The 11,564-nt window shown below is 71.1% G+C and carries 10 protein-coding genes and 4 pseudogenes; 5 read left to right on the top strand and 9 right to left on the bottom strand.

Annotation, left to right across the window (positions count from 1 at the left end):
* On the bottom strand, window positions 1-747 hold a 747-nt coding region (locus IH13_RS0108875; protein WP_031082643.1), incomplete at its 3' end, for a rod shape-determining protein.
* Between the two features lie 102 nt (window positions 748-849).
* Window positions 850-1,422, bottom strand: coding sequence for a hypothetical protein (locus IH13_RS0108870; RefSeq protein ID WP_031082641.1), 573 nt, complete (start codon window positions 1,420-1,422; stop codon window positions 850-852).
* A gap of 123 nt (window positions 1,423-1,545) precedes the next feature.
* On the opposite strand from IH13_RS0108870, the pseudogene IH13_RS46050 reads away from it, so the two are divergent.
* A pseudogene (locus IH13_RS46050) lies at window positions 1,546-1,635 on the top strand (SCO2400 family protein); the annotation flags it as partial.
* A 120-nt stretch (window positions 1,636-1,755) separates the two neighbouring features.
* On the top strand, window positions 1,756-2,238 hold the full coding sequence (locus tag IH13_RS37035) for a hypothetical protein (protein WP_037841019.1): 483 nt from the start codon (window positions 1,756-1,758) through the stop codon (window positions 2,236-2,238).
* Window positions 2,239-2,247: 9 nt separating this feature from the next.
* On the opposite strand, the gene IH13_RS0108860 is transcribed toward IH13_RS37035, so the two are convergent.
* Entirely contained in the window at window positions 2,248-2,685 is a 438-nt protein-coding gene (locus IH13_RS0108860) for a MarR family winged helix-turn-helix transcriptional regulator (protein ID WP_031082638.1), read from the bottom strand.
* A gap of 113 nt (window positions 2,686-2,798) precedes the next feature.
* Between IH13_RS0108860 and IH13_RS0108855 the strand changes: the two genes are divergently transcribed.
* From IH13_RS0108855 to IH13_RS40615, 3 genes and pseudogenes are all read left to right on the top strand, one after another.
* Window positions 2,799-3,827: an NADP-dependent oxidoreductase gene (locus tag IH13_RS0108855; RefSeq protein WP_031082637.1), complete on the top strand. Its 1,029-nt coding sequence runs from the start codon at window positions 2,799-2,801 to the stop codon at window positions 3,825-3,827.
* A gap of 65 nt (window positions 3,828-3,892) precedes the next feature.
* On the top strand, window positions 3,893-4,321 hold the full coding sequence (locus tag IH13_RS0108850) for an organic hydroperoxide resistance protein (protein ID WP_031082634.1): 429 nt from the start codon (window positions 3,893-3,895) through the stop codon (window positions 4,319-4,321).
* 55 nt (window positions 4,322-4,376) lie between these two features.
* A pseudogene (locus tag IH13_RS40615) lies at window positions 4,377-5,107 on the top strand (alpha-L-arabinofuranosidase C-terminal domain-containing protein); the annotation flags it as partial.
* Here IH13_RS40615 and mmsB read toward each other — a convergent pair.
* The 6 genes and pseudogenes from mmsB to IH13_RS0108805 all read right to left on the bottom strand — a co-directional run.
* A pseudogene (gene mmsB / locus IH13_RS37025) lies at window positions 5,040-6,300 on the bottom strand (multiple monosaccharide ABC transporter permease). The pseudogenes IH13_RS40615 and mmsB sit on opposite strands and share 68 nt — an antisense overlap.
* Window positions 6,297-7,869, bottom strand: a pseudogene (gene mmsA / locus IH13_RS37020) (multiple monosaccharide ABC transporter ATP-binding protein). Before mmsA ends, mmsB begins: the two co-directional pseudogenes overlap by 4 nt.
* Window positions 7,870-7,901: 32 nt before the next feature.
* Window positions 7,902-9,011 carry a multiple monosaccharide ABC transporter substrate-binding protein gene (chvE, locus tag IH13_RS0108820; RefSeq protein WP_031082623.1) on the bottom strand — a complete coding sequence of 370 codons (1,110 nt, stop codon included), beginning with the start codon at window positions 9,009-9,011 and terminating at the stop codon, window positions 7,902-7,904.
* A 131-nt stretch (window positions 9,012-9,142) separates the two neighbouring features.
* Window positions 9,143-10,126, bottom strand: a complete 984-nt coding sequence (locus IH13_RS0108815) for a hypothetical protein (protein WP_031082622.1) — start codon at window positions 10,124-10,126, stop codon at window positions 9,143-9,145.
* 83 nt (window positions 10,127-10,209) lie between these two features.
* On the bottom strand, window positions 10,210-11,229 hold the full coding sequence (locus IH13_RS0108810) for a zinc-dependent alcohol dehydrogenase (protein WP_031082620.1): 1,020 nt from the start codon (window positions 11,227-11,229) through the stop codon (window positions 10,210-10,212).
* A 14-nt stretch (window positions 11,230-11,243) separates the two neighbouring features.
* On the bottom strand, window positions 11,244-11,564 hold a 321-nt coding region (locus IH13_RS0108805), incomplete at its 5' end, for an enolase C-terminal domain-like protein (protein WP_031082618.1).

Genomic DNA, 11,564 nt, shown 5'->3' with positions numbered 1-11,564 from the left:
CACCTGGACGGTACGGGCCAGCCCGGTGGCCACGTCCCGCCCGTGGATGTCGGTGACCGCGGGACCGCCCGGCGTCAGGCCGCTGCCGCTGAGGGCGAGCTGGAGCGGGCGGACGGACTGGCTCGGCAGCATCAGCTGGTGGTGCTGGCGCAGGTACTGGATCACCGCGTGATCGATGGCCTCGCCGCCGATCGGGACGCGGACGGCGGTGACGATCGAGCCCAGCGAGAGCACGGCGATCTGCGTGGTGGCCGCGCCGCACACCATGATCATGGTCGCGGTCGGCTGCTCCACCGGCATACCGCAGCCGACGGCCGCCGCGATCAGGGTGTCCACCAGGTCCACCCGGCGCGCCCCGAGTCCGACGAGCGTCTCGACGGTGGCGCGCTGGGCCAGCGGGTCGCTCTCGTGCGGGGTGCAGGCGGCGGCGCGCAGCCGGGGCTTGCGGCGCAGCTGACGGCGGAGCTTCTCCCCGAGCAGGTGGCGGAGCATGCGCTGGGCCATGTCGATGTCCACGACGGTCCCGCCGGAGACCGGGCGGGCCACCCTGATGTAGCCGGGCGTACGGCCGGTCATCTGTTCGGCCAGCGTCCCGACGGCGATGAGCGAGCCGGTACGCGTGTTCACGGCGGCGACGCTGGGTTCGTCGACGACGAGGCCCAGGCCCTTGAGGTACACACGGGTCCTGGCGGCCCCGAGGTCGACGGCGAGATGGCAACGGCGCAACTGATCGAGACTGTCTCTTATACACAGCGGCAGCCGGTCTTCCTGGCATCGTCCCGCCGGGCCCGGGGCGGCGCGCGCTGGATGAGCCGTCGGAGGGAACCGGAACTGACGGGTCGCCAGGTGTCAGTCGCGGCCCGGGAGCAGCCGCTGGAGGAGGCCCCAGGTGAACTCCGCGACCCAGGGCCGGTGGTCGGACGGATCGGTGAGGGCCAGGGCCCAGCGGGTGGGCGCGCTGCCCTCCATCGGGCGGGCCGGCGCGAAGGCCCGGGCCACCTCGTCCACGGTGCACGTCCAGGGGAGCAGGTCGCCGGCCGTACGCAGGTCGGGGGAGGGGGCTCCCGGGGCGCGGACCAGCCACTCGTTCCACACGGCCCCGCCGGGGCCGGCCATCACCTCGAAGCGGAGGTCCGGCCAGAGCGGCAGCCGCCAGAGCAGCGCGTCACACTCCAGGTCGCCGACCGCGCGGCGTACGGAGGACTCCGGCTCGCCCAGGACCGAGCGGTAGCGGCGCAGCGCGCCACGGCCGCGCGGGGCCCGGACCATCGCCTGCCAGCGGCGGTTGGCCTCTCTCATCCCGGCGAGGGTGGCGCCCAGTTCACGGCGGGCGTCCTCCACCAGACCCGGCTGGTGGTCGGCCATCCGGCGCAGCAGGACGAGCTGGAAGTCGAGCGGCCCGAACGGGGCGGGAGCGGTCATGGCGCCCATCCTGCCCCGTCTGCCGCTTATCGGACGGCGGGCTCCGGAAACCGGACTTCCTCACAGGATCCTCACCTGCGCGTCTTCCGTGTGCGGGGCCCGCGCGTCTAGTCTGCGGGCGCCATGGACTACTGCCGGCCGTGCCGACGGCATCTCAACGGCGCCCTGGCGTGTGCCGGTTGCGGTACGCCCGCCGAGGCGCTGACCCCCTTCACCGCTCCGGCGGATCCGGGCGACCGCGACCCCGGGCCTACGGGTGAACCCCTCCTGTCCGCCAGTCCGGGACGGCGGCGCGGGCGGGGCCGCCGGGGGCACCGCCGGCGGGGGCGCGGGATGCTGGTGACGGCGGCCGGAGTGGTGCTGGCCGCCGCGGCGCTGAGCCTGGCCGAGCTGGCGACCGAGGGTGAGCACGAGGACGGCGCCTCCGACTACGTCACCGACGCGACGGGTGCCGTCACCGGGACCGGCCCGGGACCCTCGGCGAGCACCGGTCCCGCCGCACCCGGACCGGTGGCCTCGTCCACCGCGGTCCCGGCCACGGCCTCGCACTCCGGCGGGCCCTCGGCCACCGCGTCCGCGTCCGCGTCGCCGGCCGAGTCCGAGACGTCCGGCTCCGCCTCCCCCGAGGTGTCGGGGACGGCGGACGCCTCGCCGTCCGTCACCCCGGGCCCGGACGACGGCGGAGCCCCCGCGGAGCCCACCGGCCCCGCTCCGAGCGACAGCCCGACACGGCCCGACCCTCCTCCGGAGGAGGACCCGGCGCCCACGCCGTCCCCCACCGAGACCTGCACCCGGTGGCTCTGGTTCTGCACCTGAGGGCTTCCCTCAGAGCTCCGGCTCCGTGCCCAGCATCCGGCGCAGCAGGTCGCGCAGGAGCGTGCGCTCGGCCACGGTGAGCTCGGCGAGGGGTTCCCGGGCGAAGTCCAGTGCGTCCCGCAGCTGCCGGGCCGTGCTGGTCCCCTCCTCGGTGGCGGCGGCCAGCTTGACCCGCCGGTCCGCCGGGTCGGGACGGCGCTCCACCAGGCCGCGGAGCTCCAGCCGGTCGATGATGCCGGTGACGTTGGAGGGCTCGCACTTCAGCCGGCGGGCGATCCGGCGCATGGGCATCGGTTCCAGGGAAAGGAGGCCGAGGACCCTGGCCTGCGCACCGGTCAGGGCGTGCGCGGAGGCGGCGCGGTCGTACTCCTCGTGGTAGCGGGCCACGACGCCACCGATCAGTTCTATGACGTCCAGGGTCAGCGGGTCCGTGCGCGGGGTGGCCATGACACACAGGATACCCAATTGCTTGACAACATGAAATATGTAGGCGCATGGTTGTTTCAGGTAATGAAGCATTTCCGCTACCCGTCCGCGAGACACGAGGAGACCCCCCACCCATGTCTGCAGCACTTCCCGCCTCCGGCCGTGAATGGCACCTCGTCGCCCGCCCGCACGGCTGGCCCGAGGCCTCGGACCTCGCGCTCCGCGAGGCACCGGTGAACGCTCCCGGCGAGGGCCGCGTCCTCGTGCGCAACCTGTACTTCTCGGTCGACCCGTACATGCGCGGCCGGATGAACGACGTGAAGTCGTACACCCCGCCCTTCGAGCTCGACCGCCCCATGGACGGGGGTGCGGTCGGCGAGGTCATCGCCTCGGAGGCGGAGGGCTTCGCCGTCGGTGACCACGTGCTCCACGGCAAGGGCTGGCGTGAGTACGCGGAGGTGCCCGCCGAGCACGCGGTGAAGGTCGACGCCTCCCTCGCCCCGCTCTCCGCCTACCTCGGTGTGCTCGGCATGACGGGACTCACCGCCTACGCAGGCCTGTTCGAGGTGGCCTCCTTCAAGGAGGGCGACGCCGTCTTCGTCTCCGGTGCGGCCGGCGCGGTCGGCAGCCAGGTCGGCCAGATGGCGAAGCTCAAGGGCGCCTCGCGGGTCATCGGCTCGGCGGGATCCGACGAGAAGGTGAAGCTCCTCACCGAGGAGTACGGCTTCGACGCGGCCTTCAACTACAAGAACGGCCCGGTCAAGGAGCAGCTCGCCGAGGCCGCCCCCGACGGCATCGACGTCTACTTCGACAACGTCGGCGGGGAGCACCTGGAGGCCGCGATCTCCTCGTTCAATGTGCACGGCCGCGCCACCATCTGCGGCATGATCGCGCAGTACAACTCCACCGAGCCCACCCCCGCCCCGCGCAACCTCGCCCTCGTCATCGGCAAGCGGCTGCGCCTTGAGGGCATGCTCGTCGGCGACCACTCGGCGCTCCAGCCGCAGTTCGTCGACGAGGTCGCCGGCTGGCTCTCCTCCGGTGCGCTCCAGTACCGCGAGACGAAGGTCGAGGGCATCGAGAAGGGCTTCGACGCGTTCCTGGGCCTGCTGCGCGGAGAGAACACCGGGAAGATGATCGTCTCCCTCGACGCCACCCGATAGGCTCGACGCAGGCCGCCGCGGTCGTGGGCGCGAACCGCGGTGCAACAGCAGGAGGAGTCACCCGTATGACCATCCAGAGCATCGACGTCGCCTACACCGCCGTCGCCACCGCCGAGAACGGCCGTGACGGCCGCGTCTCCACCGACGACGGCAAGCTCGACGTCGTCGTCAACCCGCCGAAGGAGATGGGCGGCAGCGGTGCCGGCACCAACCCCGAGCAGCTCTTCGCGGCGGGCTACAGCGCCTGCTTCCAGGGCGCGCTCGGCGTGGTCGCCCGTAAGGAGAAGGTGGACATCACCGGCTCGACGGTGACCGCGTCCGTCTCCATCGGCAAGACCGAGGCCGGCGGCTTCGGCCTGGAGGTGGCGATCAGCGCCTCCATCCCGGGCGTCGACCAGGACACCGCTCGGTCCCTGGTCGAGAAGGCGCACCAGGTGTGCCCGTACTCGAACGCCACCCGCGGCAACATCACGGTGGACCTGTCGGTCGCCTGAGCCGGCGCCCCGCACGTCCGAGGGCCGCATCCCGTCAGGTGCGGCCCTCCGCCGTGCGTTCATCGAACGTGTCGTCGCCACCTGCGACCACGTCGGTGCCCGTCTGCAGTCCGACAAGAGGATCGACCTCGGCTTCGACGAGTGGTACGTCTGGCACCGGGCCCGGCTCCAGCGGGAGACGCGGGAGACCCGCCGGACCGGCCCGAGGCCTCCTGAGCGCGCTGCTGCGGCGTTCCGACCGGGTGGCCGCGGCCTGCCTGGCGCAGCTGGCTGACGTGATCGCGCAGATCACGACCGAGCCGGGCGGCCCCGCCCGGCGGCAGACCACCTTCCACCCCTTCGCGCTGACGGCCCGTCACGGACGGGGCGAAGTGCTGACCGTCCGGGTGGACTCGCCCACGTACACACCACCGCCAAGTGCGGCGAGAACGGCCTCCCTGCCGCTCGACGTGGCCCTGCCGGGCTGGAGCTGAGCACGGTCGCCGACCACCGGGTGGTGGCCGACGCCGACCCCGAACCCGAGGCCCGCGACACCCTGTCCGAGCCGGACCGGGTCATCCCCAGCGTCCGGGCGAAGGCACGGTGCTCCGGGACGGTACGCTCACGGCCGTCCCGGAGCCGGTGTCCCGGAACGTGATCCCGCTCGTCCGACGGGGGCCTGGACGCAGCGAGAGCGGCGTTCCCGTCCGGGAGCGCCGCTCTCGTCACCGGTCCGGTGTCAGGAGCCGACCCTGCGCTTGTTCCAGACGTCGAAGCCGACCGCGGCCAGCAGCACCGCGCCCTTGATGACCTGCTGCCAGTCGGTGCCGATGCCGACGAGGTTCATCCCGTTGTTCAGGACGCCGAGCACCAGACCGCCGATGATGGCGCCGAGCACCGTGCCGACACCGCCGCTCATCGACGCGCCGCCGATGAACGAGGCCGCGATGGCCTCCAGTTCGAAGTTGAGGCCCGCCTTGGGGGAGGCCGCGTTGAAGCGGGCGGCGAAGACCAGGCCCGCCAGGGCCGCGAGCATGCCCATGTTCAGGAAGACCAGGAAGGTGACCTTCTTGTCCTTCACGCCCGACAGCTTGGCCGCGGGCAGGTTGCCGCCGATGGCGTAGCCCGCCGATGGCGTAGATGTGGCGGCCGATGACCGCGTTGCGCATCAGGTAGCCGAACCCGACGACCAGCACGCCGAGGATGAGCAGCACGACCGGGGCGCCCTTGTAGCTGGCGAGCAGCAGGGTGACGACGAGGACGGCCGAGACCAGGGCGACCAGCTTCAGCAGGAAGAGCTTGACCGGCGGCACGTCGAGGGCGAACTCCTGCTGCCGCTTGCGGTCGCGGACCTCCTGGAGCACCACGAAGGCGATCAGGGCGAAGCCCAGCAGCAGGGTGAGGTTGTGGTAGTTGGTGTCCGGGCCGACCTCGGGGAGGAAGCCGTTGGCGATCTTCTGCAGGTCCTTCGGGAAGGGACCGAGGGTCTGGCCCTTCAGGACGATCTCCGTCAGACCGCGGAAGAGCAGCATGCCCGCGAGGGTCACGATGAACGACGGTATGCCGAGGTAGGCGATGAAGAACCCCTGCACCGAGCCCGCGACGGCGCCGACGGCCAGGCACAGCACCACCGCGAGCGGCCAGGAGAGATCGTGTTCGACCATCAGCACGGCGGACATCGCGCCGATGAACGCCGTCAGTGAGCCCACCGAGAGGTCGATGTGGCCCGCGATGATGACGAGCATCATGCCGATCGCGAGGATCAGGATGTAGCTGTTCTGCAGCACCAGGTTGGAGACGTTGCGCGGCAGCAGCAGGTCGCCGCCCGACCACACCGCGAACAGCACCACGATCAGGCCGAGGGCCATCAGCATGCCGTACTGGCGCATGTTGCGGCGCATACCGCCGAGCATCAGCTGCAGCAGGCCGTCACCGGATGCCTTCCCGCCTCCGCCGGGCGGCGCGGGGTCCGGGTTCTTGGCGGTCAGGTCCGTGCTCATCGGGTTACCTCTTTGTCCTTCGTCATCTGACGCATCAGTGCTTCCTGCGTGGCCTCGGCCCGCGAGAACTCACCCGTCAGCCGCCCCGCCGCCATCGTGTAGACGCGGTCGCACATGCCGAGCAGCTCCGGCAGTTCGGAGGAGATGAAGACGACCGCCTTGCCCTGGGCGGCCAGCTGGTCGATGACCGTGTAGATCTCGTACTTGGCGCCCACGTCGATGCCGCGCGTGGGCTCGTCCAGGATCAGCACCTCGGGACCCGCGAAGATCCACTTGCTGAGGACGACCTTCTGCTGGTTGCCGCCGGACAGCTTGCCCACCGGCTCGAAGACGGTCGGCGCCTTGATGTTCATGGACTTCCGGAAGCCCTCGGCGACCTGCCGCTCCTCGTGCTCGTCGACCACACCCCGCTTGGAGACCTTGCCCAGAGCGGTCAGCGAGATGTTCCGGTTGATGGTGTCGATGAGGTTGAGGCCGTAGTGCTTGCGGTCCTCGGTGGCGTACGCGATGCCGTGCCCGACCGCCTCCGGGACCGTCTTCGTGCGGACCTCGACGCCGTCCCGGAGGACGGTGCCGCCCGCGTACCGGCCGTAGGAGCGGCCGAAGACGCTCATCGCCAGCGCCGAAGACGCTCATCGCCAGCTCGGTGCGGCCGGCGCCCATGAGCCCGGCGATTCCGACGATCTCGCCGCGCCGCACCTCGATCGAGACGTCGTCGACGACCTTGCGCTGCTGGTCGATGGGGTGGTGCACGGTCCAGTCGCGGATCTCCAGGGCGGGCGCGGCCCCTTCCTCGGGGTGGTGCGGGGTCCGCTCCGGGAAACGGTTCTCCAGGTCGCGGCCGACCATCCCGCTGATGATCCGGTCCTCGGTCGTCTCCGCCGCCTTCACGTCGAGCGTCTCGATGGAGTGCCCGTCGCGGATGATCGTGACCGAGTCGGCGACCCGGCGGATCTCGTTCAGCTTGTGCGAGATGATGATCGAGGTGATGCCCTGTTCCTTCAGCGAGAGGATCAGGTCGAGGAGTTTCCCGCTGTCCTCGTCGTTGAGCGCGGCCGTCGGCTCGTCGAGGATGAGCAGTTTCACTTTCTTCGACAGCGCCTTGGCGATCTCCACCAGCTGCTGCTTGCCCACGCCGATGTCGGCGACGCGGGTCTCCGGGTGCTCGTCGAGGCCGACCCTGCGCAGCAGTTCACCGGCGTGCCTGAGGGTGTCGTTCCAGTTGATCATCCCGCGTTCGGCGTGCTCGTTGCCGAGGAAGATGTTCTCCGCGACGGAGAGGTACGGCACCAGCGCCAGCTCCTGGTGGATGATCACGATGCCGTGCTGCTCGCTCGCCCGGATGTCCTTGAACCGGCAGGTCCGGCCCTCGAAGAGGATGTCCCCCTCGTAGCTGCCGTGCGGATGGACGCCGGAGAGCACCTTCATCAGGGTCGACTTGCCGGCGCCGTTCTCTCCGCAGATGGCGTGGACCTCGCCCTGACGCACGGTCAGTGTGACGTCCGAGAGCGCCTTGACACCGGGGAAGGTCTTGACGATCGAGCGCATTTCCAGGACGGGTCCCGCCATGGTCGTGCCTTCCAATCCTTGAGTCGGCCCGGTTACTTGAGGTCGTTCTCGGTGTAGTAGCCGTCGTCCACGAGCGCCTTCCTGTAGTTGTCCTTGTCGACGCTGACCGGCTGCAGCAGGTAGGCGGGGACGACCTTGACACCGTTGTCGTAGGTCTTGGAGTCGTTGAGCTCGGGCTTCTTGTCGTTCAGGGAGGCGTCGACCATGTTCGAGGCGACCTCGGCGAGCTTGCGCAGGTCCTTGTAGACGGTCTGGGTCTGCTCACCCGCGATGATCGACTTCACGGATGCCAGCTCCGCGTCCTGACCGGTGACCACCGGCATGGGCTTGGACTTGGAGCCGTAGCCGTCCGACTTCAGGGCGGAGAGGATGCCGATGGAGATGCCGTCGTACGGCGAGAGCACCGCGTCCACCGTGGCGCTGCGGTAGGTCGACGTCAGCAGGTCGTCCATGCGGCGCTGCGCGGCGCCGCCGTCCCAGCGCAGGGTGGTGACCTGGTTGAGCGCGGTCTGCCTGGACTTGACGACCACCTCGCCCTTGTCCATGTACGGCTTCAGGACGTTCATCGCGCCCTGGAAGAAGTACCGGGTGTTGTTGTCGTCGTTGGAGCCGGCGAACAGCTCGATGTTGAAGGGGCCTTTCTCGCCGTCCTCCAGACCGAGCTTGTCCACGATGTACGAGCCCTGCAGCTCGCCGACCTTCTCGTTGTCGAACGAGGCGTAGTAGTCGACGTTCTCGGTGCCGAGGATCAGCCGGTCGTAGGAGATCACCGGGATGTCGGCGTCCTTGGCCTGCTGCAGCACGTTGTTGAGGGACTTGTTGTCGATCGCGGCGACGATCAGGGCGTCCACGCCCTGCGTGATCATGTTCTCGATCTGCGAGACCTGCTGGTCCGGGTCGTCCTCGCCGTAGACGAGTTTCGTCTTGTAGCCCTTAGACTTCAGTTCCTTCACGACGTTGGCGCCGTCGGAGATCCAGCGCTCGGAGGACTTGGTCGGCATCGCGATGCCGACCGTGGCGTCGCCTGAGCCCCCCTTGTCCTCCTCGCTGCCGCCCTCGCTGTTCCGGCCGCAGGCGGTCAGTGCGAGGGCGAGGGAGGCGGCGGAGGCCACGGCGGCAAGTGCGGCTCTGCGGTTGCGCATAGTCATCATTCCTTGGGAGGTGTGGGGGTCCGGTCCGGTGGTGCCAGAACGCTGCGGGCAGATCGATCGAGAACAGGTGTGTGGGATTGTGCGCGGCTGTGTCTTCTTTTGTGGGGAGAGTTTCCGGAACGTTATGACGAGGTCTCGAAGCGGTTGAGCGGGCCGGGCAGTCGGCCGCCGAGCGGGGCCATGTCCCCGTCCGCCCCGTGCCGCGCGAGCAGGTCCAGCGCGAGCCGCCCGCGCCGCACCCGCTCCTTGGCGGTGGCCAGCGCGAGCTCCCGCAGGTGCCGGCCGTACGGATAGATCCCGGGCGCCTTGGAGAGGCCGAACTTCAGGTACAGCGGCGCCCCCCGCCGGATCAGCTCGGCGACCTCGTACATCCGCACATAACCGCCCAGGTCGTCCGGAGCCTCGATGTAGAGGTCCATCGGGGCCCGGGAGACCCGGCGGATCTCGGTCAGCTGGGCGGGCGTCAGGTCGGACGGGACGTTGACCGAGTCGGCGCCGAGCTGCTCGAACACGGCGTACGAGGCCGGGTTCACGGGCCCGATGAGCGCCGACACCTTGAGGGTGGTGTCCGCGGGCAGGACGCCCTGTCCCCGCAGCCGGTGCAGGGTCCACAGCACGCCCTCGTCCGCCACGAGCAGACACCTCACCCCCAGCCCGGTGGCGCGCAGGGCGTCCTCCACGCACCCCGCCAGGGCGTCGTGCCCCCGGGCGCGGAGCCCGGCGCCGCCGGAGTCCGTACGCGCGGACGCGCCGGTGTCCCAGGTCCCGCGCGGGCCGGTGAACAGGCAGAGCTCGACGCCCTGTTCGGCGCAGGCGTCCACCATCTCGGTGATCTCCGCGTCCGTCAGCATCCAGATGCCGCTGCCCTGGCTGACGCGGTGCACCGGGACGCCGAGCCTCGCGGACTCCCCGAGTACGACGTCCAGGGCCTCCGGTCCCTCCACGGACGGCACCTCGGTACGCCAGCTCCCGCCGTCCGGGAAGGAGTGCGGGGAGGCGTCGGCGGGGGAGAGGGGGGCGGGGCCGAGGCCGAGCGCGGTGAGCGCGGCGCCACCGGGGCGGCGCGGGCCCGTGTCGGGGGCGGCTGAGTCAGGGGCGTCGTTCACGACAGCTCCTTCGTGTTCGGTATTTCGGACGGAGTTCGGTTCCCGGGGTACGCCTCGGCGTGCCGGGCGGTACGGGCCCACGCCTAAGGGCGCAGCAGCACCTTCCCGGTCGCCGGGTCCCCGGAGCCCACCAGGGCCACGGCGTCGGCGAACCGCTCCAGCGGGAACTCGTGGGTGATCAGCGGTGCCGGATCGAGCAGCCCGGCGGTGAACGCCCGTACCGCGTGGGACCAGGCCGCCGAGGAGGCGCCGAAGACGCTGCGGACGGTGAGCTGGCTCAGCGACAGGTGCACCGGGTCGATGCCCGCCGCGCCCGGGGTGAACATCCCGGTCAGCACCGCCCGGCCGCCCCGGCGCGCCAGCAGGCACGCGTCGGCGGCGGTGCTCGGGGCGCCGGCGGTCTCCACGACCAGGTCGTAGCGTCCGCGCACCTCCCCGGCCTGCCCGGGGCCGAGCGTCTGGCTCGCCCCGAAGTCCAGGGCCAGTGAGGCCCGTTGCTCCCGGGGGTCGATCGCGGTGAGCTCGGCCGGCGAGAAGGCCGCCAGGAGCTGGACCGCGAGCAGCCCCAGTGTCCCCGCCCCCAGCACCGCGACCCGCTCACCCGGCTGCGGCGCCCCGGCCCGTACCGCCGCCGCGACCACCGCGGCGGGCTCCAGCAGCGCGGCGGCCCTGAGGTCGGCGTCGTCGGCGAGCGGGTGCAGCAGCCGGGCCGGGACCACCACGTGGTCGGCGAAGGCGCCGGGCCGGGTGAACCCCGTCTCGTCGTACCCCGCCGTGCACAGCGAGGTCTCCCCGTGCCGGCACCGTTCGCAGGTCGCGCAGAACCGGAAGCCCTCGGCGACCGTGCGCCGCCCGACGAGCCGGGCGTCCACGCCCGCGCCCACCGCCTCGACCGTCCCGGCCCACTCGTGTCCGGGCACCACCGGATAGCGCACGTACGCCGCGTCGCGGTGGCCGTCGTACAGCTCGCGGTCGCTCATGCAGATGCCGGCGGCGGCGACCCGCACCCGGACCTCGCCGGGGCCGGGTTCGGGACGCGGCTCACGGACCAGCCGGTGGCCGCCGGGCCGGTCGACGAGCAGCGACCGGGAGTCCGCGCCCACCGGGGCCGCCTCGCTCACTTGGGCTGCCTCTTCTCCCAGCCCTCGGCCCACAGGTCGAACCGGGCCTGCTGCTGCGGGAACTCGGCCGCCGCCTCGACGTCCAGCTCGACCCCGAGCCCGGGGGCCTCGGAGAGGGCGAAGCAGCCGGTGGCCGGGTCGACCTGCGGGGCGCCCCTGACGACCTTCTTGATGTCGGCGTCCGCGAAGTCGTTGAAGTGTTCGAGGATCTTGAAGTTGGGTGTGCAGCCCGCCAGTTGCAGGTTGGCAGCGGTGAGCACCGAGCCGCCCACGTTGTGCGGGGCCACCATCACGTAGTGGGTCTCGGCGGTCGCCGC

Origin of the sequence: Streptomyces sp. NRRL WC-3549, assembly GCF_000721935.1 — a bacterium.
Classification (GTDB): domain Bacteria; phylum Actinomycetota; class Actinomycetes; order Streptomycetales; family Streptomycetaceae; genus Streptomyces.
The sequence above is the reverse complement of the archived record's forward strand: the minus strand, read 5'-3'. Positions and strand labels throughout refer to the sequence as shown.

Coding starts and splice junctions, on each gene's coding strand:
- IH13_RS0108870 (WP_031082641.1), bottom strand. CDS start 1,422: ATGACCGCTCCCGCCCCGTTCGGGCCGCTCGACTTCCAGCTCGTCCTG.
- IH13_RS37035 (WP_037841019.1), top strand. CDS start 1,756: ATGCTGGTGACGGCGGCCGGAGTGGTGCTGGCCGCCGCGGCGCTGAGC.
- IH13_RS0108860 (WP_031082638.1), bottom strand. CDS start 2,685: ATGGCCACCCCGCGCACGGACCCGCTGACCCTGGACGTCATAGAACTG.
- IH13_RS0108855 (WP_031082637.1), top strand. CDS start 2,799: ATGTCTGCAGCACTTCCCGCCTCCGGCCGTGAATGGCACCTCGTCGCC.
- IH13_RS0108850 (WP_031082634.1), top strand. CDS start 3,893: ATGACCATCCAGAGCATCGACGTCGCCTACACCGCCGTCGCCACCGCC.
- chvE (WP_031082623.1), bottom strand. CDS start 9,011: ATGCGCAACCGCAGAGCCGCACTTGCCGCCGTGGCCTCCGCCGCCTCC.